The 23,835-nt window shown below is 66.2% G+C and carries 26 protein-coding genes; 8 read left to right on the forward strand and 18 right to left on the reverse strand.

Annotated elements, in window-relative coordinates; all coding sequences use genetic code 11:
• Positions 1 to 131 precede the first annotated feature (131 nt).
• Positions 132 to 1,403, reverse strand: a complete 1,272-nt coding sequence (locus tag C8C93_RS19720) for an MFS transporter (RefSeq protein WP_121508002.1) — start codon at positions 1,401 to 1,403, stop codon at positions 132 to 134.
• A 64-nt stretch (positions 1,404 to 1,467) separates the two neighbouring features.
• Between C8C93_RS19720 and C8C93_RS19725 the strand changes: the two genes are divergently transcribed.
• The 3 genes from C8C93_RS19725 (at position 1,468) to C8C93_RS19735 (ending at position 4,919) form a co-directional block, all read left to right on the forward strand.
• Entirely contained in the window at positions 1,468 to 2,421 is a 954-nt protein-coding gene (locus C8C93_RS19725) for a helix-turn-helix domain-containing protein (protein WP_121508003.1), read from the forward strand.
• Positions 2,422 to 2,592: 171 nt separating this feature from the next.
• The gene (locus C8C93_RS19730) at positions 2,593 to 3,912 is read left to right on the forward strand and encodes a hypothetical protein (protein WP_121508004.1); all 1,320 of its coding nucleotides are present in this window, start codon (positions 2,593 to 2,595) and stop codon (positions 3,910 to 3,912) included.
• Between the two features lie 368 nt (positions 3,913 to 4,280).
• Positions 4,281 to 4,919, forward strand: a complete 639-nt coding sequence (locus C8C93_RS19735) for a flavin reductase family protein (RefSeq protein ID WP_121508005.1) — start codon at positions 4,281 to 4,283, stop codon at positions 4,917 to 4,919.
• A gap of 13 nt (positions 4,920 to 4,932) precedes the next feature.
• Here C8C93_RS19735 and C8C93_RS19740 read toward each other — a convergent pair whose 3' ends face one another.
• On the reverse strand, positions 4,933 to 5,337 hold the full coding sequence (locus tag C8C93_RS19740) for a tautomerase family protein (RefSeq protein ID WP_121508006.1): 405 nt from the start codon (positions 5,335 to 5,337) through the stop codon (positions 4,933 to 4,935).
• Between the two features lie 167 nt (positions 5,338 to 5,504).
• On the opposite strand from C8C93_RS19740, the gene C8C93_RS19745 reads away from it, so the two are divergent.
• Entirely contained in the window at positions 5,505 to 6,446 is a 942-nt protein-coding gene (locus tag C8C93_RS19745) for a LysR substrate-binding domain-containing protein (RefSeq protein WP_121508007.1), read from the forward strand.
• A gap of 56 nt (positions 6,447 to 6,502) precedes the next feature.
• Here the strand turns inward: C8C93_RS19745 and C8C93_RS19750 are convergent, their stop codons facing one another.
• The 14 genes from C8C93_RS19750 to mnmG form a co-directional block, all read right to left on the reverse strand.
• Entirely contained in the window at positions 6,503 to 7,666 is a 1,164-nt protein-coding gene (locus C8C93_RS19750) for an alpha/beta hydrolase (RefSeq protein ID WP_233559518.1), read from the reverse strand.
• A 143-nt stretch (positions 7,667 to 7,809) separates the two neighbouring features.
• Positions 7,810 to 8,772 carry a hypothetical protein gene (locus C8C93_RS19755; protein ID WP_121508009.1) on the reverse strand — a complete coding sequence of 321 codons (963 nt, stop codon included), beginning with the start codon at positions 8,770 to 8,772 and terminating at the stop codon, positions 7,810 to 7,812.
• A 192-nt stretch (positions 8,773 to 8,964) separates the two neighbouring features.
• The gene (gene lpoB, locus C8C93_RS19760; RefSeq protein WP_121508010.1) at positions 8,965 to 9,582 is read right to left on the reverse strand and encodes a penicillin-binding protein activator LpoB; all 618 of its coding nucleotides are present in this window, start codon (positions 9,580 to 9,582) and stop codon (positions 8,965 to 8,967) included.
• Positions 9,583 to 9,624: 42 nt separating this feature from the next.
• Entirely contained in the window at positions 9,625 to 10,038 is a 414-nt protein-coding gene (locus C8C93_RS19765) for a YcfL family protein (protein ID WP_055395763.1), read from the reverse strand.
• 35 nt (positions 10,039 to 10,073) lie between these two features.
• Positions 10,074 to 11,600, reverse strand: a complete 1,527-nt coding sequence (locus C8C93_RS19770; protein ID WP_055395761.1) for a COG3014 family protein — start codon at positions 11,598 to 11,600, stop codon at positions 10,074 to 10,076.
• A 327-nt stretch (positions 11,601 to 11,927) separates the two neighbouring features.
• A complete protein-coding gene (locus tag C8C93_RS19775) occupies positions 11,928 to 12,671 on the reverse strand; it encodes a class I SAM-dependent methyltransferase (protein WP_121508011.1) in 744 nt (247 codons plus the stop codon).
• A 6-nt stretch (positions 12,672 to 12,677) separates the two neighbouring features.
• The gene (locus C8C93_RS19780; protein ID WP_121508012.1) at positions 12,678 to 14,033 is read right to left on the reverse strand and encodes a hypothetical protein; all 1,356 of its coding nucleotides are present in this window, start codon (positions 14,031 to 14,033) and stop codon (positions 12,678 to 12,680) included.
• Between the two features lie 237 nt (positions 14,034 to 14,270).
• Positions 14,271 to 15,188, reverse strand: coding sequence for a ParB/RepB/Spo0J family partition protein (locus C8C93_RS19785; protein ID WP_055402181.1), 918 nt, complete (start codon positions 15,186 to 15,188; stop codon positions 14,271 to 14,273).
• Positions 15,189 to 15,227: 39 nt separating this feature from the next.
• Positions 15,228 to 15,524 (reverse strand): cupin domain-containing protein, encoded by a 297-nt coding sequence (locus tag C8C93_RS19790; protein ID WP_121508013.1) that lies wholly within the window; start codon positions 15,522 to 15,524, stop codon positions 15,228 to 15,230.
• 70 nt (positions 15,525 to 15,594) lie between these two features.
• A complete protein-coding gene (locus tag C8C93_RS19795) occupies positions 15,595 to 16,137 on the reverse strand; it encodes an alpha/beta hydrolase (RefSeq protein WP_121508014.1) in 543 nt (180 codons plus the stop codon).
• A 34-nt stretch (positions 16,138 to 16,171) separates the two neighbouring features.
• A complete protein-coding gene (locus tag C8C93_RS19800; protein WP_121508015.1) occupies positions 16,172 to 16,984 on the reverse strand; it encodes a ParA family protein in 813 nt (270 codons plus the stop codon).
• Between the two features lie 36 nt (positions 16,985 to 17,020).
• On the reverse strand, positions 17,021 to 17,635 hold the full coding sequence (locus C8C93_RS19805; RefSeq protein WP_121508016.1) for a LysE family transporter: 615 nt from the start codon (positions 17,633 to 17,635) through the stop codon (positions 17,021 to 17,023).
• 108 nt (positions 17,636 to 17,743) lie between these two features.
• Positions 17,744 to 18,415, reverse strand: a complete 672-nt coding sequence (rsmG, locus tag C8C93_RS19810) for a 16S rRNA (guanine(527)-N(7))-methyltransferase RsmG (protein ID WP_121508017.1) — start codon at positions 18,413 to 18,415, stop codon at positions 17,744 to 17,746.
• 2 nt (positions 18,416 to 18,417) lie between these two features.
• Positions 18,418 to 20,397, reverse strand: a complete 1,980-nt coding sequence (gene mnmG, locus C8C93_RS19815) for a tRNA uridine-5-carboxymethylaminomethyl(34) synthesis enzyme MnmG (RefSeq protein ID WP_121508018.1) — start codon at positions 20,395 to 20,397, stop codon at positions 18,418 to 18,420.
• A 150-nt stretch (positions 20,398 to 20,547) separates the two neighbouring features.
• Between mnmG and C8C93_RS19820 the strand changes: the two genes are divergently transcribed.
• From C8C93_RS19820 to C8C93_RS19835, 4 genes are all read left to right on the forward strand, one after another.
• Positions 20,548 to 21,147, forward strand: coding sequence for a Crp/Fnr family transcriptional regulator (locus C8C93_RS19820; RefSeq protein WP_233559519.1), 600 nt, complete (start codon positions 20,548 to 20,550; stop codon positions 21,145 to 21,147).
• 53 nt (positions 21,148 to 21,200) lie between these two features.
• Positions 21,201 to 21,728 carry a DUF1772 domain-containing protein gene (locus tag C8C93_RS19825; RefSeq protein WP_121508891.1) on the forward strand — a complete coding sequence of 176 codons (528 nt, stop codon included), beginning with the start codon at positions 21,201 to 21,203 and terminating at the stop codon, positions 21,726 to 21,728.
• A 110-nt stretch (positions 21,729 to 21,838) separates the two neighbouring features.
• Entirely contained in the window at positions 21,839 to 22,453 is a 615-nt protein-coding gene (locus C8C93_RS19830; RefSeq protein WP_121508019.1) for an NADPH-dependent FMN reductase, read from the forward strand.
• Between the two features lie 79 nt (positions 22,454 to 22,532).
• Complete coding sequence (locus C8C93_RS19835) at positions 22,533 to 22,787, forward strand: YkgJ family cysteine cluster protein (RefSeq protein ID WP_121508020.1); 255 nt, start codon at positions 22,533 to 22,535, stop codon at positions 22,785 to 22,787.
• Positions 22,788 to 22,810: 23 nt separating this feature from the next.
• Here C8C93_RS19835 and C8C93_RS19840 read toward each other — a convergent pair whose 3' ends face one another.
• Together C8C93_RS19840 and C8C93_RS19845 are read right to left on the reverse strand one after the other, a co-directional pair.
• Positions 22,811 to 23,242: a hypothetical protein gene (locus C8C93_RS19840; RefSeq protein ID WP_121508021.1), complete on the reverse strand. Its 432-nt coding sequence runs from the start codon at positions 23,240 to 23,242 to the stop codon at positions 22,811 to 22,813.
• 59 nt (positions 23,243 to 23,301) lie between these two features.
• Complete coding sequence (locus C8C93_RS19845) at positions 23,302 to 23,760, reverse strand: DUF4087 domain-containing protein (protein ID WP_121508022.1); 459 nt, start codon at positions 23,758 to 23,760, stop codon at positions 23,302 to 23,304.
• Positions 23,761 to 23,835 lie beyond the last annotated feature (75 nt).

Consider the following 23,835-nt stretch of genomic DNA (forward strand, 5'->3'; position numbering starts at 1 on the left):
CGTTGCGGCCAAGCCCCGGCTGGGGCTACCGACGCGGGGCGCGCGTTCAGCCTGGCATTAGAACGCGTTCGACCTGTCTCTCGACAGCCTCGCCAGCGCGGCGGGAGTGCCCGTAGCTGCCCCAGCGTCCTTCAGACCGCCGTCGCCAGGGGCCTGGCAGCCCGTGCCGCAACCCCCACCCCCACCAGCGCCGCCGACACCACACTCAGCGCCAGCGTGAAGGCCGAGCCGTAGAAGATGCCCGAGGTCATGCCGTGGTCCAGCATGGCGCCAAACACCGGGGCGGCCAGGCAAAAGCCCAGGTCCAGACCCGAATACACGGTACCGTACACACGACCCGTGGCGCCCGGGGGCGCAGCGCGCTTGATCAGCATGTCGCGCGAAGGGCCGGCCAGGCCTGTGCCAAGGCCAGCCACCGAAGCCACCACCACGGCTGCCATGGCGGGCAGGAGCCCCAGGCCCACCACCACCAGCAGCGCGGCCGAGCCGAGCAGGCACACCGAGATGATCTTCTCCAGCCGCTGCACACGCCCCACCAGGAAGCCGCCGATCAACATGCCCACCGCGCCACACAGCATGTAGCCGGTGACCACCATGGCCGTGATACTCAGCGGCAGGCCATACATGGACTGCAGCGCCGGGCTGGCAAAGCTCTGGATGGCGCTCAGGGCGCAGGTGCTCCAGAAGAAGAACGAGAAACACAGCCACACCGAGGGCAGCTTGAGGAAGGCCATGGGGTGCTCGGGCTTGGCAGCCCCTGCCCCGCCCTTGGCCTGGTGCGCCCAGGCGCCCTGGCGGTCGTCCAGCGCATCGCGGTTCCAGACCATGATGGCCAGCACCACCAGGGCGAACAGGCCCCCGCACAGACAGGCCGTGCGCCACGAGCCCGTGGCCGTGGCAATGCCCGCCATGAACACGGGCGCCGTGGCCCAGCCCAGGTTGCCGCTGATGCCGTGCACCGAAAAGCCATGCCCCAGGCGCTGGGGCGACACGCGCTTATTGAGGATGGTGAAGTCCACCGGGTGGAACGGCGCATTGCCCAGCCCGGCCAGCGCGGCCGCCAGCAACAGGCCCCAGTAGCCCTGCGCGGTGCCCGCCGCCAGGCCCGCTGCCGCAAAACTCGACAGCGCAAAAAACATCACCGGCCGCGCGCCCACGCGGTCCACGATGAAGCCCGACAGCGCCTGGCCCACGCCCGAGATCACAAAAAACACCGACACCAGCAGGCCCAGCTCGGAGTAGCTGAAGCCAAACTCCCCGATCAGCCAAGGGAACAGCGGCGGCAGCAGCATGTGGAAGAAATGCGAGCTGCCATGGGCCAGGCCAACGAGGCCGATGGTGCGGGCGTCCTGCCGCAACGGGACAGGGTTGGCGAGGGTGCCAGAGGAAGAGGAAGCGGTCATGGGCTGATCTTAGGCAGGGCAGCTCCGGCAGGTTTACGATAGGCAGACAACTTTTGTCGCAAACATGCCAAACCCGCGCACTCTGCCCGCCACGCCCACGGCGCCCACCGAACCGGTGGTGGAACACTTTGCCGCACAGGTCGTGCCGCGCCCCCAGGCCGGCAAGCCACGCGGCCTGTCGTACGTGGACTCGCTCACGCCCGAGCTGTTTGTGCCCACCACCGCGCGCCCGGTGCGCGCCAAGCTGCGCTGGCTGGCCGCCGACACCCAGGTGATGCCGCACAGCCACCCCTGGGCGCAGGTGGCGATATCGACCACGGGCGTGATCCGGCTCACGGTGAACCACGGCACCTACATCGTGCCGCCCTCGCGCGCGCTGTGGATTCCGCCCGGTGTGGAACATGCCGTGACCATGGTGGAAGACGCCGACCTGCGCACGCTGTACTTTCACCAGCCCCGGGGGCGCTGCGGCCCCGGTGTGCCGCGCGACCAGGAAGACGCCTGGCGCCAGTGCCGCGTGCTGGAGGTGTCCGAGCTGCTGCGCGCCCTGGTGCGCGAGATGCCCACCACGCCCGACGGCGGCCCCGCTCTCACGCCCGCCCAGCGGCTGCGCGAGCAGCACCTGAGCGCCCTCATCCGCGATGAACTGGCCCGCGCCGCCGCCGTGAAGTTGGGCGTGGACCTGCCCCAGGACAAGCGCCTGCGCCACCTGTGCGAGGCCGTGCTGGCCGACCCCACGCGCCATGAAACCCTGGCCGACTGGGCGCAGGACACCGGCGCCAGCCCGCGCACCGTGGCACGGCTGTTCCGTTCCGAACTGGGCAGCACCTTCACCCAGTGGCGCCAGCAGGTCATCCTGGCCAAGGCCGTGTCGCTGGCTGCCGGGCGCATGCCCATGGGCCAGATCGCCGCCGAGCTGGGCTACAGCCCCAGCGCGTTCAGCGCGATGGTGCGCAAGTCGGTGGGGCAGCCACCGGGGCGGTTTCTGGGGCAGCAACACCCGGCGCCTGAGCAATAGAGGCTGTGCAAGGCTGCACCACCGGTCTACGCACGCGTGAAAGGGCTCAAAACGGCGCGCTCCTGACGCGCCAACGGCGTCTTGTCCTTCGAACTTGTCGCTGCCCGCCTACGTTTGGAAACATGTGTTGCGCCCACAGTGAGTTCATCCGTAGCACCAGGTTTGAACCCCATGACAAAACAGATTCGCCACCATGTGGCAGCCCTTTTCCTGCTTCTTCCCATCGCCAGCGCCCTGATGGTCGTTCCAGGTACGGTCATGGCGCAGCCCGCCGCCCCTGAATTGCGATCACTGCAGGTAGCGACAGACGACGGTCTGCGGGCCGGCGCCGACCTGCAGTTCACGGTAGAAGGCACACCGCGGGGCAAGGTTCAGCTCCGTGTGGCTGGCGTGCCCCGCGCCATCGTGCTGCAGGAAACCGAACGGGGCGTGTACACGGGCAGCTACACAGTCCGCCGCCAGGACCGGCTCAATGAAGGCAGCGCCGTGCGCGCCACGCTGAAGGTGCGCAACCGCACCATCACCAGCAACTACACGCTTCCGGCCAACATTGGTGACCGGAACGTGGTGGCCGCACCGCCACCCGGACTGAAGATCGACCGTTTCTCTGTCGCCCCCATTGACAAGATGGAGCCCGGCGCGGAATTGCGCTTTACGCTGAACGGCGCGCCCGGAGGCCGGGCGGATTTCGACATTCCCGGTGTCATCGACAACGTGCCGATGCGCGAGGTATCGCCCGGCGTGTATGAGGGCGCGTACACCATCCGCCGCATGGACAACCTGGCGCCATCGCGGCCCACGGTCGCCACCTTGCGTGTCGGGGACCGCACGGTTTCGTCAACCCTGACCCAGCCTTTGATCGCCGATGCCAAGCCACCGGTGATTCGCCACGTGTCGCCGCGCGACGGGGAAACGGTCCCGCGCAATGCGGCCACTTCGGTGTCCGGCACGTTTGATGACGTCGGTGGTGTGGGTGTAGACCCCAAGAGCGTTCGCATCGTGATCGCGGGTCGCGATGTCACGTCCGCCTCGCAGGTCACGCCGCAGTTTTTCACCTACCGCGCTGACCTGCCCACCGGCCGGTATCCGGTCGAAGTGACCGCCCGGGACCTGGTGGGCAACGGCATGCGCCAGAACTGGACCTTCAACATCGCTTCGCAAGTGAACGCCGCGCCCACCACGGTGCAGCTGCAGGTGACCAGCCACGCCAACCATGCCACAGTGGACAGAGGCGCCGTGGTCGTGCGCGGCCGCACCGTGCCTGGCGCGGTGGTGGATGTCAAGGTGAATGCGGTCGGCACGCTCGTCGGTGCGTTTGGCCTGAACCAGGAATTGCTGTCGCAGCGTGTGCAGGCAGATGGCAACGGTGACTTCTCGTTCAGCTTCACATCGCAAATACCGCTACCCGGCACACGCTACGAAGTGACGATGAACGCCGAAAGGGGCGGCATGGCCCCGACAGAGACCCAGCTGGTGCTGTTCCAGAAATAAGGCGCTGCCGGCACCTCGGCGGTGACCCGAAATCGCCGACTACCCATGGACCCCTCGCGGGTCCATTTTTTTGGGCGGAGCCTTTTCGGCCTGCCACCCGGGCATGGGGGCGGCTGATAGCCCTGGCCTTCGGTCTTACGTGTTGATCACCGCCAAAGCCACTGCTCCAGTGGGCGCCACCCCTTTTGATAGAAATAGCCCCCTAGCGCTAGACCATAAGGCGCTTTTAGCTATTACTTTAGTAGCATCTTTGGAATCCCGGTGACTGCCTCCCGCAGAAGCCGGAGGTAATGTACGACCCGGAGACTGCGCGGTGAAAGGAACACCCGCTGCAGCGTGCACATCCCCATCCACCTCACTGCACCCCCATGACCACCGCCCCACCCCGCCGCGATGACATCCACAGCTACGAGCCCCGCCTGGGCCACGGCCTGCCGCACGACCCGTTCAACGCCATCGTGGGGCCGCGCCCCATTGGCTGGATCTCCACGCAGAACGCAGCAGGTGCCACCAACCTGGCGCCCTACAGCTTTTTCAACGCCTTCAACTACGTGCCGCCCATCGTGGGCTTTGCCAGCATCGGCTTCAAAGACACGGTGCGCAACGTGCAGGAGACGGGCGAATTCGTGTGGAACCTGGCCACGCGCGATTTGGCCGACGTGATGAACCAAAGCTGCGCCGCTGTGCCGCCCGAGGTCAGCGAGTTCGCGCTGACGGGTCTCACCCCCCTTCCCTCCACTTTGGTCGCACCGCCGCGCGTGGCCGAAAGTCCGGTCACCTTTGAATGCCGCAGCACGCAGATCCTGCAGCTGCAAGGCGCGGACGGAATGCAGGTGGACACCTGGCTGGTGCTGGGCGAGGTGGTGGCCGTGCACATCGACAAGGCGCTGCTGAAAGACGGCGTGTACGACACGGCGAACGCCGGCCACATCCTGCGCGGCGGCGGCCCGGCGGACTATTTCACGGTGGGGCCGGAGCAGTTGTTCAGGATGTTCCGGCCCCGGTAGCGAGCGCCACGGCTCAGGCTGCCGCGCTGTTTTGCACCAGGTCCATCGCAAACCGCCCGTGGCCCACGGACCAGTCGGAATAGTCGTTCTCGTGCATGAAGATGAACACGTCGGCCGGGGCCACGCCCGCCGTGGCCTGCAGGTTGCGCGCAATGGCGGCGTAGAGGGTGCGCTTCATCGCGTCGCTGCGCCCGCGCCGCAGCGTGATCTCGACCACCACCACGCGGTCGGAGCGCGCCACGCCGTTGAAGGTGGGGCTGCAGGCAAATTCGCCGGGGGCGTAGCCAGCCACCAGGTTGAACAGCTCGTCGGGCGGCATGCCGATGGCGTCCACCAGCGCTTGGTGGATGCCTTGAACGATGGCATTGCGCGTGGCGGCGGGGGTGTCCTGCGGAACGTTGGTGCGGATAAAGGGCATCAGTTTTCCTATGTTCATTCAAATCAAATAAAGACATTCAAACCAGCGCTTGCCAATTTGCAAGCATTTCAAGCAGCTATCGCTTGAAATTCCATCCATTTTTGCTATCAATTTTTTGATTGAAAAGCGATGATTTGGCTGAATTTATGTGCTCTAAAATCACATAGATGAGCCACCGCCTGCCCCCACTGAGTGCCCTGCGCGCGTTCGAGGCCGCCGCCCGGCTGGGCCGCATGACGGCGGCCGCGGACGAGTTGGCAGTCACGCCCGGCGCCATCAGCCGCCAGGTGCGCCAGCTGGAGCAGCACCTGGGCGTGGCCCTGTTTGACGGCACCAAGGCCCGCCCTACCCTCACCCCGGCAGCGCATGTGCTGCAGCCGGTGCTGACCACCGCCTTTGCCCACATCGCCGATGCGGTGCGCGAGGTCAGCGACACCCGCCGGGGGCCGCTGGACGTGGCCTGCTTCAGCACCTTCACCGTGAAGTGGCTGATCCCCCGGCTGTTCGACTTCCAGGCCCGGCACCCTGGCATCGAGGTGCGCCTGCGCACCACCGACGCTGGCACCGGTGCGGGCCGCATGCACGGCGACCTGGCCATCACTGCCGAAGAGGCCACCGGGGCGTGGGATACCAGCAAGGAACAACGGTTGTTCCCCGAACACCTGGGCCCGGTGTTGAGCCCCGAACTGGCGCAACGAGTGGCGCTGCGCCAGTCCGCCGATCTGGCCGACCCGGCCCTCGCTCCCTTGCGCCTGCACACCCGCACGCGGCGCAACGCCTGGGCCATGTGGGGGGCAGCGGCGGGCGCTACCGTGCCGCTGCCCACGCCTTCACAGGCGGGGCCCGAGTTCGAGCACTACTACTTCACGCTGGAGGCCGCCGTGCGCGGGCTGGGCATTGCCGTCGCCCCCTGGCATCTGGTGATGGACGACGTGTTGGCGGGGCGGCTGGTGGCCCCGCTGGGTTTTGTGGCCTCCGGCTATGACTACGTGGTGCGCCGCCGCACCAGCGGCCCCCTGCCCCGGCTGGATGTGTTCTGTGCCTGGCTACAGGCGCAGGCCCTTGCCAATCCCGTCCCTCCCGGGCCGCAAGGGCCACCGTCGGGCTGAGGGTCCTTTTTTTACCGCATCGGCAGCAGCGGAGCTGGCTGCGGTGCGATCCTGGCTCAGGGAACGCCCACTGATGGCAACAGCATCAGGGGCCGGTCCAGCAGTGGCGCGCACAGCCCTGAGGCCGGGTTGCGCGCCCATTGCTCGATCCAGGCCCAGACCAGCTGCACGCCGTCTGTGAGCGGCCCCGCACCGCGCTGCAAGCCGTGGTTGGCGCCGTCCAGGCGGCGCGCGCAATAGGGCACGGTGCGCAAGGAGGCCAGCTCTGCAAAACGCTCGTAGGCCGCAAGGGGCACCAGCGCATCGTCGCCACCCCACACCTGCAGCAACGGCCAGGGGCTTCGCACCAGCGGCAGGGTCAATGACCAGTTCCACAGGTCGCGCCAGTAGCCCAGGCTGCGGCCCTGCGCTACGGCACTGTCGGGGCGGCGTCCAGCCACCATGCGGCCCAGTTCCTCCCAGTCGGCTTGCGCCCCCAGGCGCTGGGCTTGCAGGGCTCCCGCCTCCTGCGGATCAAGGCCACTGGACGCCAGCACCACCAGGCCCGCGAGTTGCGGAACCTCGGGGGCCAGGGCGGGCAGCAGTTCGGCGCCTTCGGAGATGCCCACCAGCAGTTGCGGCAGCGCGGGTGCGCCTTCGCGCGCGCGTTGCTGCGCATCGGCCACCAACGCCGCACGGGCGTGGGCCAGCCAGCTGGAGAGGCGGTCTTGCTGCACGAAGTCGCGTGCGCAGTCTGCGGGCGCCGTGCGCGCCTGCGGGTCCACGCCGGGCTTGTGCAACACCAGCACCTGGGCATGCAGCAGGCCGGCAAAGTAGCGGTCGGCAATCGGCCCCATGCCCGCGCAGCCGGAGCCGGGGATGACGATCACGCGATAGCGCAGCGAGGCGGTGCGCTCGCTGCGCGTGAGGGCCAGGAGCGTGGCGCCATCAGCGCCTGGCAAGGGCCGCAGAGCAAAGCGCTCCGCAGGGGGTGGCGTCTGGGTGGCTGCAGGAGCCTCCTGTGCATTGGCCTGTGCAGGCGCCGTGGGCGTCTCTGTGGAAGCCTCCGGCCCGTACACATTCACCAGTGATTCAGACGCGGCCGCCGCATAGAACGGCGGGGGCGAGGCGCAGCCACCCAGCACCACGGCAATGACCGTGGCGACGAAAAACGCCAGCACCGGGCTGGCCAGGGGCCGCAAAGGTGCGGCAGAAGCAGAAAGGTGTTTTACGTTGAGCACAGGCCACAGTCTGGCATGACTGCGACCACCCCGGGCGCTGCACCTGCTACGGGTGCGCCGCCCCGCGCGAGATGCCGAGCAAGAGGCGGCTGCCTCCGGCGGTCGGTACCGAGCGGCAGCGCCTCTGGGGGTTGCCGCCCCTGCTACTTCAAGATGAGGACTTGCTCAGGCTGCTGGGGCTGCGGCATGGGCATGGGCTGGCCGCCCTGTTGGTAGACCACGGGCGGGCGCACGCCGCGCGACAGGTTGGCGTCGGTGTAGCCCAGCTGCATGGCGAGCTGCTGGTACACGTCCTGCGCCAGCGACAGCGAGGTTTCGCGCATCACCTTGGCGCGGTTGGGGGGGGCGATGTCGCCACGGATCGACAAAATCTTGGTGTCGTTGCCTTCGCCCTGGGCAGAGAACGCGGCCTTGATCTCGTAGGTCTTGGTATTGATGAGCGAGAAGTCGGCCAGGAGCTGCAGGCCGTACTGGCGCGTGGCGCTGGTGGTGCCTTGCAGGGGCGAGAGCGCGTCGGTGAAGTCGATGCTGGAGACCACGCCGAACAGCACGTAGTCGGCGCCGTTGAACTCGCCCTTCTTGATGCGGCTGATCACGTCGTTGACCTGGGGCTGAACCTGCGGCGTGGCCATCTTGCCGCCCTGCACCTGGTTGAGCACCTGCTCGGCCTTGCTCGGCTGGGGCTTGCCTGCGTCAAAGCCCTTGCCCTGGATCAGGCGGAAGTACGTGCCCTGCAGGATGGCGCCCTTGATGTCGTTGGTGTAGCCACCCAGCTCGCGCTGCTCGATGTAGCTGTAGCGCCCGGCCACGTAGGTGCCGCTGGCCTGCTCGGACGCCTGCATCGAGTGGCTGCCCGAGTGCGAGCCGCCACCGCCATAGGGGCCGTGGCTGTAGCCACCGCTGTGGCTGCCGCCTGCGCTCATCTGGCTGCTGCGCTGGTAGGTGCCGGCCACAAAGTATTCGGACACGCGCTGGGCATAGGCCAGGTCGGTCACGGCGATCTTGGGGGCCGCGCCCGGCTGCTGCGCCTGGGCGCCCGTGCCCCAGGCCATGGTGGTGGCGGCGATCACGGCCAGGGCCGTGTGCAAAGTGGTTCTGCGTTGCATGGTGTGCTCCTTGTGAGCTAACGGGAATTCATGAATCCATCGAGCGATGTGGCCTTAGCGCCCACATCCTTCGAAACTGGCGCGGCCCAGGCCAGCGGCCGCCGTGCAAGGGCCGCCCCGCCGCGCCGGCGGCGTCCCCCTTCCCGCGCGCAGTGCGAGAGAAAGGGGGAAGCGGCGCAGCCGCTCAGGGGGTTACCTCTTACTCGTCTTCCGGATTTCCTTTTCGTCCTGCCACTCGATCGTGCCTTCCTGCACATCAAACAGCTTGAGCGTGAACTTGTAGTACACGTCCTTGGTCGCGTTGTTCTGCTTGACGATGCTGGTCAGCTCGCCTTCCATGCTGTACTTGGCGGCCGTCATCTGGCCGACCTTGGCGGTGGTGCCTTGCTTGTACAGGCCGCTCTGGTTCTGGCGCTGCAGCTCGTCCACACCGGCCTGCATCTCGTTGATGGAGCGCACAAAACGCACCTTGCCCGACTTGACCAGCGAGGTCTGGATCGAGTTCATCACGTTGGTGGTGTCGATGTATTCGCTGGTCTTGTTCTTCACGGTGGAGATCGTCACCGTGGGGCGGCCCTGGAAGATGCCGGTTTCGAGCAAACCGCCGGTCATCTTCTCGGCAATCATCTGCAGGTCGGTGGAGCCGAATTCGTTGGTCACCAGCTCGACGGCCTTGGCATCGCCGTAGTTGACCTGGCGGTCAAAACGCACGGTGGGCGAGGACAGGTTCTGGCAGGCCGACAGGGCCAGGGTGCTGGCCGCAAAGGCCAGGATCAGCGCGCTGCGCTGGATGCGGTTCTTGGTGTTCATATTGGTTTACTCCTCACTCAAACAGGGATTGGCGCGGCGCGATCAGCGCGGCTCCACATTCATTTCCAGGCGCAGGTCCACGGCAGCGCTGGTGGGCGCCACGCTCTTGACGGTCTGCTGGCCCAGGCCCAGCACGCTCATCTGCTTCCAGGACTCGCCATCGCCCACCTGGTTGCCCACGTTGTCCAGCCACTTGAATCGGTAGAACACGGTGCGGTCGGTGCGGCCCATGTTGGCCATGTCGGCCTGCACGACCAGGATGTCGTTCTTGCGCACGATGCGCATCTCGCGCACGGCGATGCTGTTGGCTTCGCCACGCAGGGCGACCTTGGACGCCACGGCCAGCGGGGTGGCCGGGTCGTGCAGCTGGGCGCGGGCAGCGGTGGCCAGGGTCATCGCGAGGACCGCGCACGCAACGGCGGGTGCGGCGGCGGCAAGGGCAAAACGGGTTCTCATGCCAGAGGCTCCTTGAAAATGGGACATGTTCGGTTTCAGTTCTTGGCGGCAGGCGTGGCCGAGGTGGACTTGACCGCCGACTTGGGCACCGAGCGCGTGCGGGTGGTGGTGGTCGTCGTCGTGCGCACGGTGGTGGCAGGCTCTGCGGCGGGCTGCGGTGCCGCCGCCACGGTGGGCAGCTGGCCGAGCATGGCCACGTCGCCGGTCAGCACGCTGTTTTCATACATGCGCAGGGGCACCAGGGCGTACTGGCCGTCGATCTTGATGGGCTGGGGCAGCTGGCGGCCGTTCACGCTCACCACATGCTCGCCGGGCGGCAGGTAGCCACGGGCCACATACACGCGGCCGGGCAGCATGCGCCACATGCGGTCGTCGGCCTGCTCGGTGGCCACCGAGGCGGCCGCGCCGATGATGCCGCCGATGAGGCCGCCGCGCTTTTGCAGTTCGTTCTGCAGCACGCCCTTGGCCACGGCGCGGGTGAAGCCACGCAGCACCATGCCGGGCATTTCGTCCTTGAGCGCGCGGCGCGCCATCACGTTCACGTCCACCACTTTTTCCAGCTTGAGGTCGGTGCCAGCCGCGGAGATGGTGGTCAGCAGTGGATCGGAAGACGGCTCGATCACGGGGTAGGAGATGCTGGCCGTGACCAAACCACGGCCCGTGGGCACGGGAATGGTGAAGGCCTTGGGCTTGCGCGCGGGGGCATCACCGGCTTCGACGATGAAGAGCACGTCGGTCATGCGCTGGCGGCGCTTCCAGGTGAAGCCCGTGCGCGTGTCCAGGCCGCGCAGGCCTTCTTCGAGCACGCCGGTTTCGGGCTTGAGCTCGATGGCCTTGCGGTAGCCGGGCGCGGCCAGGCCAGGCTCGTTGAGCATTTCGTACAGAAAACCGGCCAGGTAGTGCGAAAGCGCGTTCTGGTAGCCGTTCTTGAGCGCCAGCACTTCGGGATCGTTCAGCGTCTCGACGGGGTAGCCGTTGAGTTCCTTGCCGCCAGAGGTGGCGCCCTTGGACTTTGCTTCTTCTTCAGCGGCCAGGGTTTCCTTGGCGCGGAACTCGGCAATGATGGCTTCGCGCTCGTGGGTGCGCTTAATGTCCACACGGGCGTTTTCAAAGTCGCCCACGGCCATGCGGTTGAGCGCAAGGCGCGTGGTCACCCACACCTTTTCATAGTCCTGGCCCTCGTAGACCTTCAGGCGTTCGCTGATCAGCGCAGCGCCCACGGTGCCCATGAGTTTGCTGGGGTTGGTCTTGGCGGTTTCTTCCCATTCCTTGACCTTGTTGTCGGCCAGCAGGAAGGCGTTGGTGCTGTCGGGGTAACGGCGGTCCATGCGCAGCAGCTCGCCGCGTTCCATGTTGTAGAGCAGCGCGGTTTTTTCTTCTTCGGTCTTGGCCGTGCTTTCGAGCTGGGCGATGGCTGCGGGAATGCCGCCGCTGCGGCCGGCGTTCTGCATGTCGGTCGCCAGCTTGTCGTGGCTCTGCATGGTGGCGCAGCCCGTGAGGGCGGCACTCAGGGCCAGCACCCACAGAAGGCGCGGGCGGAAACGGGATGGATGGGCGGTCATGAATGCTCCTTGCAGATCGGTCGGTGGTGCACCAGAAAACCCCGGCCATGTCCACGCGCAAGACGGCACCGCACTGCAGGCACACCCGTCAGAGTGGTGCCCCGCAGAGGCTGGTGGGGCCTGCAGGATGGGAGGTCCGGACAAGGAAGGTGCTGGCGGCCGGTGCGCCCCCTCCCGGCGCGTTCACGTGCTGCTGGCAGCCCCCTCTGGCTGTGAGTTTCTTGGTAGTTTTGTATGGGGTTGTAGCCAGGGACGCAATGTAGCAAAAGCTTGTATCTTTTCTGTAACCGTGGCGAACGGCTCAAATCGCAATCCAACAGTGCCATTTCATGCCTCGACGCGGTTCAGGGGCATGCGGTACAGCCACACCACGCGGCCACCGGGCGCACGCAGCTGTGCACAGGGCAGAACGCCGGGCACGGCAAATTCCAGGCTCACCAGCCATGCCCCGGTCGCCAGCTCGGCCCGGGCCTTGGCGGCGGCGCGGGCCATGCTTTCGGGCCGTTGGAACAGATAGACCATGCGGTAGGGGCTCCAGTCCTCGGCCCACATGTCGGCGCGCCGCACCTGGGCCCAGGGGCACCGCAGGGCGCACAGCAGGCGCAGGGGCCAGCTCCATTCGATGCCCTCCAGCTGCGCGGCCGGGTACGCATGGCGCAGCGCCTTGAGGCCATCGCCCACGCCGCTGCCCGCATCCAGCACCCGGGCACCCAGCGGCAGCGGGGCCTGCGAGGCCAGCGACTGCAGCGCATGGTGGGGCGTGGGAAACAGCGGTGCATCGCGCCAGGCGTTCAGGGGGTAGACCAGCAGCAGCAGCGCCAGCGGCACCAGCCACGCCCAGGTCGGCAGGCTGGCCGCACCCAGCAGCGCCAGCGACAGCGGAAAGCCCGCCGCAATCAGCCCGCGTCGCCACCAGCTGTCGCCCAGGACACTGGCCGCCGTCCCCAGCAGGCAGGCGACCAGCAAGGCAGCCACGGGGGGAACCGCGCGCTGGAGCGCCACAAAAATCAGCCACGCGCACGCCCACGCGACCAGCGCGGGCAGGGGCCAGGGCATGCGCAGGGCCAACATGGGTTCTTAACGGCCCAAAATGCCGCGCAACAGGTTGACGGGGTTGACCACGTTGCCCGCGTTGCCAGATTCCGCACCGCCGTCGCCAGCGGGCTGCTGGCCGGTCGGCGCACCGCCCATGCCGCTCGAATAGGCACCGCCCGAAGCGGCCGGCGGAGCAGCCCCCATGCCCTCGCGCCGCCCCTGCATCTCTTCGCCCAGCATGGCCATGGTGTGTGATTTCACACGCACGCGCACGGCCCATTCGGGCTCCCACGCGGCCTTGGGGTCCGCCGGGCGCGGGGGGTGCACGATGTGGCTTTCGCCGCCGTAGGCCATCATGCGCAGCATGGGTGTGGCGTCACGCCCACCGCCTGCAAAGATGCCCTGCGGGATAGCGCACTGCGTGGTTTCGGGCTGCAGCAGCACACGCTCCTTGAGCCAGCGGTCGATGGTGGCGGGCGACAGGTAGTCGAACAGGCCCATGCCCGTGTCGGGCGTCTCGGCGCTGGACCACATGATGAGGTCGTCCCCGCTCTGCGACATGGCGTGCAGGTAGTAGGCACGCGCATTGCGCACAGGCTGCCAGCTGGTGCCCATGCTGTCCTGCGGCTTGCCGGTGGTGCGCAGGTCGATGGCGGGCATGAGGTCTTGTGCCGCACCCAGCGTGAACTTCATAGAAGCAGGCACACCATCGCCGCGCACCTGGTGTTCGCCCACCAGCGAGCTGTCCCGCGACAGGCTCACCTGGTTGCGTTCGTTGGGGTACAGCGCATAGGCCGGGCCCACGCGCGGCCCCCGGTCGGGCACGGCGCGGCCGACAAAGGCCTGTGCGTAGTCGGTCGGCTTGGCGCGCGCCAGATCGATGACGCGCGGCTGGCCCGCACGCACCGAGGCGCCGCAGCCCCAGTACAGCAAGATGCGGCCCTTGGGCTGGTGCTGCTGGTATTCCTGCGGCACCTCGCCCGGCTCGGTCTGGGTGGGCTGGGCACGGGGCGGGATCAGCGGAAGGGATTCGCCCATGCGCATGCCAGGCGGTATGGCCTGGCTGGCTTCGACGCCGGGACGCAGGGTGTTGTGCAAGGCGATGTCGATGACACGCGGCGGCATGATGGACATGGCGCGGGCGTGGCCATAGGACGTGTTACCACCACCCGCCCTGCCCTGCGCGCCACCGCCCATCCCCCCCATCAGGCCGCCGAGCATGCCGCCGCCACCGGGCAGGCTGTCCATCTCAGGCATGCCCGCCATGGTGCCGGTGGAGACATCCATCCACAGCTGGACTTTGGGGGCCTTGGTGGTTTGGGCCTGGGCGCCCAGGCTGGCGATGCACAGGCCAACGGCCAGGCAGGCGGGGGTCAGGACGAAGCGCAAAGAGGTCATGGGGGTCTGCTCCAGGAGATACATGGATCACCCGGCAAACCATCGTGGGCCACAGGGCGGCACTTTCGCCGCCCTGTGAAGAGGCCTTGCGGTCAACCCGGGTGTGTTGAACGCAGCGCAGTGTAGGCCCCGCACGGACGCATTTTGCCTGCGCAAGTTACCTGTGGAAACCGTTTGTGTGCGCTATTTCACGCATGTTTGCGCGGCGACAGCGCCGCGCCCCGGACCAACGGTCGATCAGCCGCGCAGGCGGTCGATCAAGCCATTCAAAGCTTCGAGCGAGCCGAACTGAATCGCCAACTCGCCCATGTCCTCCACCCGGCCATGGCGTTTCACACGCTTTTTCACGCGCACCTCGACCTCGGCCATGAGCAGGTCTGAGAGCTCTTCTTCCACGCGCTTCATGTCGCGCGACTTTTCCTTCTGGGGCTTTTGCGGCACCAGGCTGAACTCGGCACCGATCTTCTTGACCAGCGCTTCGGCCTCGCGCACCGACAGCTTCTTGGCCGCAATCTGGTTGCCCGCCGTGATCTGCGCAGCGCGGTCCAGCGACAGCAGCGCGCGCGCATGGCCCATGTCGATGTCGCCGGCCATCAGCATGGTCTGCACGGGCTCGGCCAGGTTCAACAGGCGCAGCAGGTTGCTGGCCGCGCTGCGCGAGCGGCCCACGGCCTGCGCGGCCAGTTCGTGGGTCAGGCCGAACTCCTTGACCAGGCGCTGCAGGCCATGGGCTTCTTCCAGCGGGTTGAGGTCTTCGCGCTGGATGTTCTCGATGAGCGCCATGGCCGCCGCCGACTCGTCGGGCACATCGCGCACCAGCACTGGCACCTCGGCCAGGCCCGCCAGGCGCGAGGCGCGGAACCGCCGCTCGCCCGCGATGATTTCGTACTTGCCGGCGTTGTCGCCACCCGTCAAGCGCCGCACCAGGATGGGCTGCATGATGCCCTGGGCCTTGATGCTTTCGGCCAGCTCGTACAGCGCACCCTCGTCCATGCGCGTGCGGGGCTGGTACACGCCGGGCACCAGTTCGGAGAGCGGCAGGCTGCTGGGCAGCCCGGCTTCGGCCGCCTGGGCCTGCTCCACTTTTTCTTCGACCTTGGGGCCCAGCAGGGCTTCGAGGCCACGGCCGAGGCCCTTGGGTTTTTTGGTGACCATGAAATGCGTCTCGCGAAAGGGAAAAAGGAATGGGAAGAATCAGCGGTCGATGATGACCAGCGTGCCATGGCTGCCGGGCGCGACGGCGTGGGGCACACCCGCGGGCACGATGAACACCTCGCCCGCATTCACCTCGGTGACCTGCCCTTGCAGGTCCAGGCGCATGCAGCCGTCGAGCACCAGCAGCGCCTCGTCAAAGTCGTGCGACTCGTCGGGGTAGGCGGCGTCGTCCATGCGCAGCACCTTGACGTTGGCGCCTGCCGCCTGGCCCACGACCGTGGAGTTCCAGGCGCGGGGCAGTTGGTCGGCGATGGCGGACAGGTTGATTTTGGTCATGGATCGGTTCACTGAGAAATTCGGTAGCTGACGGCTACACGGCGCACCACGCGCCACAAGGCCCAGCGGCTCATGCCGGGTTGGCCAGCTGCATCAGCCAGCCGTGCCCCTCGTCCCAATCGCCCAGGCCCGATTCGGCATTGATGTGGCCGCGCTCGCCGTAGTCGATGAAGCGAGCGCCCCAAGCCTGCGCCAAACCCTCAGCGCGCTCCAGGCTGCAATACGGATCATTGCGGCTGCCCACCAGCAGCGCCGGGAACGGCAGGGGCTTGCGTGCAATGGGCGCCCAGCCGTGGATCTGCGCGGCCAGATCGGGCCGCTCCACATCGCCCGGTGCCACCAGCAACGCACCCAACACGCGGTGCGTGTTGGCCGAATGCGCAGCCCACCACGCGGTGAGAACGCAGCCCAGGCTGTGCGCCACCAGCACCACGGGGCCGTCGGCGTCGACCACGGTTTCTTCCAGGCGCGCCGACCAGTCACCGCGCAGCGGGCGCATCCAGTCGTGCTGCTCCACGCGCTGGTAGCCGTGCACAGCCTCCCAGCGGCTTTGCCAGTGGTCGGGGCCGGAGTTCTGCCAGCCGGGCAGCAACAGGATGTTGGATGCCTTCATTACTATCAATTTAATAGCTGTTAGCGCTTATCCATCAAGCGCCAGGTGCCATTTTTGCCATAGAAGATGCAGCAGCAGGCATGTTTTTCACGCGGTCCACCATCTCTTGTGCAAACTCGACAAACGCCTGGCTGCCCTTGGCCGCCGGGTCAAACACCACGCCGGGCAAGCCGTAGCTGGGCGCTTCGGCCAGGCGCACGTTGCGCGGGATCACGCTGTTGAACACCTTCTCGCCAAAGTGGCCCTTGAGCTGGTCGCTGACCTGCTGCTGCAAGGTGATGCGCGGGTCGAACATCACGCGCAGCAGGCCGATGATCTGCAGGTCGGCATTGAGGTTGGCGTGCACCTGCTTGATGGTGTTGACCAGGTCGGTCAGCCCTTCGAGCGCGAAGTACTCGCACTGCATGGGCACGATCACGCCATGGGCGCTGCACAGGCCGTTGAGGGTGAGCATCGACAGCGACGGAGGGCAGTCGATAAGCACGAAGTCGTAGTCACCATCGGCCTCCGCCAGCGCGGATTTGAGGCGCTTTTCGCGGTGCTCCAGCGCCACCAGTTCCACCTCGGCCCCGGCCAGTTCGCGGTTGGCGCCCAGCACCCAGTAGCCACATTTTTCCGACAACACGGCTGCCTCTTTGACCGAGGCGGATTCGAGCAGGACGTCGTACACCGTGAGGTCGAGGCTGCGCTTGTCCACGCCCGAGCCCATGGTGGCGTTGCCCTGTGGGTCCAGGTCCACCATCAACACGCGCTGGCCGATCTTGGCCAGGCCCGCAGCAAGGTTGACGGTGGTGGTGGTCTTGCCAACGCCACCCTTTTGGTTGGCAACGCAGAAAATTTTGGCCATGTGGGTGTTGCAGTCCGTGTTGTTGTTGTCGTTGTTTTATTTGGAGATGGCGAGCTTGATGCCAAAGCCGATCAGAAAGACGCCCGCCACCTTTTCCAGCACGCGGCCGATGCGCGGGTTGGCGCGCATGCGCTCGGCCAGGTGGTGCGTGAGCAGCACGGCGACCAGCCCATAGAAAAACGTCAGCACCGCCACCGTCGCTGCCATCACGCCAAAGGTCAGCAACCCTTGGTGCCGGGCCGGGTCCACAAACAGAGGGAAGAACGCCATGTAAAACACGATGGCCTTGGGGTTGAGCAAGGTGATCAGGCCGGCCTGTTTGAAGTAGTGGCGCGGCTGGATGTTGAGGATGGGTTGCGCGCCGGGCTTGGCCGTGAGCATCTTGAAGCCCAGCCAGGCCAGGTAGGCCGCGCCCAACCACTGCACTGCATTGAACGCTGTGGGGTACGTGGCCAGCAGCGCCGCCACACCGGCCACCGCGGCCCACATCAACACCTGGTCACCCGCGATCACCCCCATCGTGGCCGCCAGGCCGCCCCGCACCCCGCCCTTGCTGGTGGAGGTGATGAGCGCCAGATTGCCGGGGCCCGGAATGAGCAGGAACAACACAATGGCGGCGACAAAGGCGCCGTAGTCTGCGATGCCGAACATGATCTCTCCCGGTGTGCTGGACGGGTGCGCAGATGGATGCACCCTAAGTGAGGTGCCGAGTTTACGCGACCACTCCGCCCCGGCCGCTGACAAGCTAGCGGCCGACGGTCAGACCGGCTTCATCCAGATGATGCAGCGCTCGGCGTCGAGGCCTGGGACGGTGAGCTGTTCCACGTGAAACACCGACACATCGGTGGGCAGGGCCGTAATTTCATCCTCGGGGTGCTTGCCCTTCATGGCCAGCCAGACCCCGTGCGGCGCTACCAATGCAGCCCGCGACCAGGTCACAAAATCGGGTAGCGAGGCAAAGGCGCGGCAGCTGATGATGTCAAAGGGGGTCGTCAGCGTCTCGACCCGTGCGTGCACGCCATGCAGGTTGCGCAGCTTGAGAGCCACCGCCGCCTGCTGGATGAACGCAGCCTTTTTGCCCACGGTGTCTACGCAGCTCACATCCACATCCGGGCAGCAGATGGCAAACACCACACCGGGCAAACCTCCGCCCGAGCCGACGTCGAGCAAGCGCACAGCGTGGTGGCCCTGCCCTGCAAGCACAGCAACATGGCGGCGCAGCGGCGGCACAGCGGCCAAGCTGTCCAGCAGATGGTGCGTCATCATCTCCTGCGGATCGCGCACCGAGGTCAGGTTGTAGACCTTGTTCCACTTCTGCAGCAGGGCCAGAAAATCCATCAACAGGGTAATCTGGGCGTCGGTCAGCCCCAGGGCCAAGGCATCGGCCCCTGCCTGCAGCTGTTGGCGCAAGCTGTCATTTGTCACTGCCATCGTCATGCCGCCACTTCCCCTTCTGCCTTGGCAGCCGCAGCCACCGCAAACTCCTTGAACCCGCCCTTCTTGAGATGCACCATCAGCAGCGAGATCGCCGCCGGCGTGATGCCGGTGATGCGCGAGGCGTGGCCCAGGGTTTCGGGCCGGTGGCGACTGAGCACCTGGCGTGCCTCGATGCTCAGGGCGGTGACCTGCATGTAGTCCAGCTCGGCTGGCAAGCGCAACTTTTCAAAGTGCGCGGCGCGCCCCACCTCATCTCGCTGCCGGTCGATGTAGCCCGAATACTTGGCGGCAATCTCCACCTGCTCCACCACGGGTTCGCTCAAATCGCCCAGCGTTTCACGTGAAACATCGTTGGTCGCGTATTTGCCACCATCCATGGACATCAGGTTGGTGTAGTTCACATCTGGGCGGCGCAGCAGTTCGAACAGGTTGTATTCATGCTCGATGCTCTTGCCCAGCACCCGCTCGGATTCGGCCGCAGGCAGGCTGCGCGGATTCACCCACGTGGCCTTTAGGCGTTCTGTTTCACGTGAAACAGCATCGCGCTTGCGACTGAACGCATCCCAGCGGGCGTCATCCACCAGGCCCATTTTGCGACCGGCTTCCGTCAGGCGCATGTCCGCGTTGTCCTCCCGCAGTTGCAGGCGGAACTCGGCCCGGCTGGTGAACATGCGGTAGGGCTCTGTCACGCCCTTGGTGATCAGGTCGTCCACCAGCACGCCCAGGTAGGCCTCGTCGCGGCCAGGCAGCCAAGGCGCGTCGCCCCGGCACTGCAGGGCGGCGTTGATGCCTGCGAACAGGCCCTGGGCCGCCGCCTCTTCATAACCGGTGGTGCCGTTGATCTGCCCGGCGAAGAACAGGCCCTGGATCTGCCGCGTCTCGAAGCTGCTCTTGAGCGAGCGGGGGTCGAAGTAGTCGTACTCAATGGCGTAGCCGGGGCGCAGGATGTGCGCGTTCTCCAGCCCCTTCATGCTGCGCACCAGCTCGTACTGGATGTCGAACGGCAGGCTGGTGCTGATACCGTTGGGGTAGAACTCGTGCGTGGTCAGCCCCTCGGGCTCCAGGAAGATCTGGTGGCTGTCCTTGTCCGCAAAGCGGTTGATCTTGTCTTCCACGCTGGGGCAGTAACGCGGGCCCACGCCCTCGATCTTGCCGGTGAACATGGGGCTGCGGTCAAATCCGCTGCGGATGATCTCGTGCGTGCGTTCGTTGGTGTGCGTCACCCAGCAAGGCATCTGGCGCGGGTGCATTTCTGCGTTGCCCATGAAGCTGAACACGGGCACCGTGCCCTCGTTCACACCACCGGGCATGCCGTCGCCGGGCTGCTCAGTGCACTTCGAGAAGTCGATGCTGCGCCCATCCAGCCGGGGCGGCGTGCCGGTCTTCAGGCGGCCCTGGGGCAGCTTCAGCTCCTTGAGGCGTGCCGACAGCGACACGGCAGGCGGGTCACCCGCCCTGCCCGCCGCGTAGTTGTTCAGCCCCACGTGGATCTTGCCGTCCAGGAACGTCCCGGCGGTGAGCACCACCGTGCGCGAGCGGAACCGGATACCCACCTGCGTGACGGCGCCCACCACGCGGTCGCCCTCCACCATCAGGTCGTCCACCGCCTGCTGGAACAGCCACAGGTTGGGCTGGTTCTCCAGCACGCGGCGAATGGCCGCCTTGTACAGAATGCGGTCGGCCTGCGCCCGCGTGGCCCGCACGGCGGGGCCTTTGGAGCTGTTGAGAATGCGGAATTGGATGCCGCCCTCGTCCGTGGCCAGCGCCATGGCGCCACCCAGCGCATCCACCTCTTTCACCAGGTGGCCCTTGCCGATGCCACCGATGCTGGGGTTGCAACTCATCTGCCCCAGGGTCTCGATGTTGTGGGTCAGCAGCAGCGTTTTGCTGCCCATGCGCGCAGCGGCCAGCGCGGCCTCGGTGCCAGCATGGCCACCGCCGACAACGATCACATCAAATTCCTGGGGATACAACATGGGGACACTCCGGGGCCTAGCGGGCCCGATAATCAAAACACCCGGTGCGCTAGGGTGCCCTGTCAAAGGCGCCGCACACCGGCCCTGCTGGTGGTGGGCGCACTTGGCGCCCCAGCAGGCAACCCGCGATTTTCCCACTTTGCGCAGGCCGTGTCTGTTTCCAGCCCCCTCACCTTCTTCCTGACCGAGTTGCTTGGCGTCCCGCCTCCGGCCGTGGAGACCTGGTGGGTACGCGCCGAACGGCGCTTGCTGGAGCGTGGCCAGCCCCTGCTGCGGGCGGGCGAACACTGGCGGCACCTGTGGTGGGTGGAGCGCGGCGCGCTGCGGCTGTACTACCTGGGCCGCGACGGCGCAGAGTCCAACAAGAACTTCTTTCTGGACGGCGCCCTGTGCTGGCCCATCACTCCCACGCTGCGCCATCAGCCGGTGATGTTTCACGTGGAACCACTGGAAGACAGCGTGGTGTGGGCGCTGCCCTTGCCCATCGATCCAGGTGAGCCGCTGCCCAGCGCGGGCTGGGCACCCTGGGCCGCGCTGGAGCACCGGGTGCTCTGCGCGCTGCTCGACGGCAAGATGCAGCGCGAGCAGGAGTTCTTGCAACTCAGCGCCCGCCAGCGCTACGCCAGTTTGCTGGAGCAGCACCCGGAGTGGGCGGATCGCATCGCCCTCAAACACCTCGCGTCCTACCTGGGCGTGACCGATGTCTCTCTGTCGCGCCTGCGCAGCGAGATGGGGCTTATCAAAGGATAAGGCGCGGGGTGCGGGGCATCGGCAGACTGCGGGCATCGTTCTACATGCCCGCCATGACCACCATCCCACGCCCCCACAACCCGCCGCCTGCCCTGCTCGTCCTCATCCCGCACGCCCTCGCCGTGTTGTGGCTCGGCCTCATGGCCGGGTTCTTCGGCACCTACAGCGCCAACGTCAACCTGGCCATGTTGCAGATGGACGGCGCCACCTACGCCACCGTGCAGTCCGCCTTCAACCGCAACGTCCGGCACGCCCTGTTCTTTGCGCTGTTCTTTGGCCCACCGCTGTGGTGCGCGCTGGCCGTGGCTACGGCCTGGCGTGAACACCGCACACTGTGGTGGCGCCTGCTGGCCGTGGTCGGCGTGGCCTACCTGCTGGGCATTGTGTTCTTCACCCAGCAGGTCAACCTGCCCCTGAACTACACAACAGAAGCCTGGAACCCCAAGGCCCTGCCCGCCGACTGGGCCAAAGTGCGTGACCAGTGGAATGCCGCCAACCTGTGGCGTGCGCTGCTCAGCCTGGGTTGCTTTGCCACAGCGCTGGGGACGCTGGTGGGGCGGCTTGCCGGTCGCGGCACGTAGATCGCTACATCCGCCCCGAACACCGTGTAGCCACACCACGGAATAACCCTGCCCGGCCTGCCTCGCTTGCAGGATTCCTGACGCACGCCTGTGATTCAATCGCAGGCACCATGCCACACACCACTCCCTCCTCCCTCCTCATCTTTGCCGGCAGCACGCGCCAGCAATCGTTCAACCGCAAACTGGCCCACGCCACCGCCGCCATCGCAAGCGACGCGGGTGCCAGCGTCACGCTGCTGGAACTGTCGGATTTCGACATCCCGCTGTACAACGCCGACCTCGAAGCCCAGGGCACGCCCGCCGACGTGATCCGGCTCAAAGAAATCCTGTGGCAGCACCCCGCCTGGGTCATCTGCTCGCCCGAATACAACGGCAGCTACACCGCCCTGCTCAAGAACACCATCGACTGGGCCTCCAGCCCCGTCAAAGGCAACCCCGACTGGCAAGACGGCGGCAAGAGCTTTCGCGGCAAGGTGGTGGGCATGCTCAGCGCGTCGCCGGGGGCACTGGGCGGCCTGCGCTCGCAAAGCCATCTGGCCCCCTTGCTCATCAACGCCGAATGCTGGCTGGCGCCCAAGGCGTTTGCACTGGGCTCGGCGGGCAGCGCGTTTGACGACAGCGGCGCCCTCATCCAGCAAGCCCACCGCGACCGCGTGCGCGCCGTGGTCGACCAGGTGCTGTGGGCATCCAGCCGCCTGCACGGCGATGCTGCCGCTGGCCAGTGAACGCCAAAATTTGAGTCAAATTGGCCTCTAGCGCTTGCCCGAAAAGCGCTAGCAGCTACGCAAACAATAGCAACCACCCATGAACTGCCGCCCTGGCTGCGGCGCCTGCTGCACCGCCCCCTCCATCAGCTCGCCCATCCCGGGCATGCCGCAGGGCAAACCTGCGGGGATGCGGTGCGTTCAACTGGGGGACGATGCGCGCTGCCGCATTTTTGGGCAGCCTGAGCGACCGGCGGTGTGCGGCGGGTTGATGCCACAGGTGGAAATGTGCGGAACCAGCAATGGGCAGGCCCTGGCGTATCTGACGCAGCTGGAGCGGCTGACGCAGCCGTGAAGATCCCCAAATTCGTTTGGCCGTCACTTGCCGTACACACTAACGAACAGCGGCCTCTCCTCTGGGTACCTTCCCATCAGACGCCTGAAGTTTTCGCAACACCTATCAATTATTTCGATAGCCGCCTCAATTGGAATTGGAATTTTCTCGGAGGAGAACTCCGTACGTAAGTGCTTTAGTTCCGTCCGAAAAACGTGCATGTCATTTCTAAAAGTCGTTTTGTTAAACGGCGTTTCGTTCGATTTGCACCACGCGGCGACCTGTTCTTCGATCTCCGTCAGTTGACTCTTGACACCCGTTTCTTCGAGAGACTTCCAGATGATGTCGTCAGCCGCACCAGAAAGCGTGATTGACGACACAACATCGCCGTCGTGAACCAGCAGCTTTATCGCGCGATTGAGTTGAATCTCTGCAAGCTCAAGTTTGGTGTAGGTAGGAATATCGCTCGTGTTCATTTGCTCCGCCTTTTCAACATGCCCGCCACCTTGAAAGCGTAGCTTGCTAACTGGTCTTCTCAAGGCTTCGGCAGCGCCCGGTCCTCCCGGCACGCCTTCAACGGCTTCGCCGCCGCCGACGCAATGCGCAGCACCCGCCCATCGCTGCGGTCCACGACCACCTTCATGCACGCACACCCGTAGCCATAGTGGCCATTGGTTTTCTTCCACTGCGCGTCGGTGAACACGGGCCAGTCGCCTTCGGCGCTGTCTCCGCCCTGGGTGGACACCACCCATTCCCCATCACGGTCGGTCAGGGTGGCGTTGTTGGGGGTGGGGTTGTGAAACCAGCCGCAGCGGTTTTCCAGCGGCTGGGCAACACCAGCGGCGGGTTGCAGTGTTTGCGATTGGGTCTGGGCTTGGGTCGCCCAGGGCACCAGCGCAAATAAGAGCGTTGCCGCCGCCGCCTTCGCGCCGTTCCCCGTCCGGCCCGCGCGCGGGGTTGCTTGCGCGCGCCGGGTTGCGTACAAAGCTGCCATCTCTGCATCCTTTCCATTTCAGGTCAAAAGTGCCCCTAGCGCTTATACAACAAGCGCTGACAGCTATCAAAATAA

Source organism: Acidovorax sp. 93 (assembly GCF_003633835.1).
Lineage (GTDB): Bacteria > Pseudomonadota > Gammaproteobacteria > Burkholderiales > Burkholderiaceae_C > Acidovorax > Acidovorax facilis.

Excerpts from the sequence above, each read along its gene's own strand:
- C8C93_RS19720 (WP_121508002.1), bottom strand. The coding sequence starts at position 1,403 with ATGACCGCTTCCTCTTCCTCTGGCACCCTCGCCAACCCTGTCCCGTTG.
- C8C93_RS19725 (WP_121508003.1), top strand. The coding sequence starts at position 1,468 with ATGCCAAACCCGCGCACTCTGCCCGCCACGCCCACGGCGCCCACCGAA.
- C8C93_RS19730 (WP_121508004.1), top strand. The coding sequence starts at position 2,593 with ATGACAAAACAGATTCGCCACCATGTGGCAGCCCTTTTCCTGCTTCTT.
- C8C93_RS19735 (WP_121508005.1), top strand. The coding sequence starts at position 4,281 with ATGACCACCGCCCCACCCCGCCGCGATGACATCCACAGCTACGAGCCC.
- C8C93_RS19740 (WP_121508006.1), bottom strand. The coding sequence starts at position 5,337 with ATGCCCTTTATCCGCACCAACGTTCCGCAGGACACCCCCGCCGCCACG.
- C8C93_RS19745 (WP_121508007.1), top strand. The coding sequence starts at position 5,505 with ATGAGCCACCGCCTGCCCCCACTGAGTGCCCTGCGCGCGTTCGAGGCC.
- C8C93_RS19755 (WP_121508009.1), bottom strand. The coding sequence starts at position 8,772 with ATGCAACGCAGAACCACTTTGCACACGGCCCTGGCCGTGATCGCCGCC.
- lpoB (WP_121508010.1), bottom strand. The coding sequence starts at position 9,582 with ATGAACACCAAGAACCGCATCCAGCGCAGCGCGCTGATCCTGGCCTTT.
- C8C93_RS19765 (WP_055395763.1), bottom strand. The coding sequence starts at position 10,038 with ATGAGAACCCGTTTTGCCCTTGCCGCCGCCGCACCCGCCGTTGCGTGC.
- C8C93_RS19770 (WP_055395761.1), bottom strand. The coding sequence starts at position 11,600 with ATGACCGCCCATCCATCCCGTTTCCGCCCGCGCCTTCTGTGGGTGCTG.
- C8C93_RS19775 (WP_121508011.1), bottom strand. The coding sequence starts at position 12,671 with ATGTTGGCCCTGCGCATGCCCTGGCCCCTGCCCGCGCTGGTCGCGTGG.
- C8C93_RS19780 (WP_121508012.1), bottom strand. The coding sequence starts at position 14,033 with ATGACCTCTTTGCGCTTCGTCCTGACCCCCGCCTGCCTGGCCGTTGGC.
- C8C93_RS19785 (WP_055402181.1), bottom strand. The coding sequence starts at position 15,188 with ATGGTCACCAAAAAACCCAAGGGCCTCGGCCGTGGCCTCGAAGCCCTG.
- C8C93_RS19790 (WP_121508013.1), bottom strand. The coding sequence starts at position 15,524 with ATGACCAAAATCAACCTGTCCGCCATCGCCGACCAACTGCCCCGCGCC.
- C8C93_RS19795 (WP_121508014.1), bottom strand. The coding sequence starts at position 16,137 with ATGAAGGCATCCAACATCCTGTTGCTGCCCGGCTGGCAGAACTCCGGC.
- C8C93_RS19800 (WP_121508015.1), bottom strand. The coding sequence starts at position 16,984 with ATGGCCAAAATTTTCTGCGTTGCCAACCAAAAGGGTGGCGTTGGCAAG.
- C8C93_RS19805 (WP_121508016.1), bottom strand. The coding sequence starts at position 17,635 with ATGTTCGGCATCGCAGACTACGGCGCCTTTGTCGCCGCCATTGTGTTG.
- rsmG (WP_121508017.1), bottom strand. The coding sequence starts at position 18,415 with ATGGCAGTGACAAATGACAGCTTGCGCCAACAGCTGCAGGCAGGGGCC.
- mnmG (WP_121508018.1), bottom strand. The coding sequence starts at position 20,397 with ATGTTGTATCCCCAGGAATTTGATGTGATCGTTGTCGGCGGTGGCCAT.
- C8C93_RS19825 (WP_121508891.1), top strand. The coding sequence starts at position 21,201 with ATGACCACCATCCCACGCCCCCACAACCCGCCGCCTGCCCTGCTCGTC.
- C8C93_RS19830 (WP_121508019.1), top strand. The coding sequence starts at position 21,839 with ATGCCACACACCACTCCCTCCTCCCTCCTCATCTTTGCCGGCAGCACG.
- C8C93_RS19835 (WP_121508020.1), top strand. The coding sequence starts at position 22,533 with ATGAACTGCCGCCCTGGCTGCGGCGCCTGCTGCACCGCCCCCTCCATC.
- C8C93_RS19840 (WP_121508021.1), bottom strand. The coding sequence starts at position 23,242 with ATGAACACGAGCGATATTCCTACCTACACCAAACTTGAGCTTGCAGAG.
- C8C93_RS19845 (WP_121508022.1), bottom strand. The coding sequence starts at position 23,760 with ATGGCAGCTTTGTACGCAACCCGGCGCGCGCAAGCAACCCCGCGCGCG.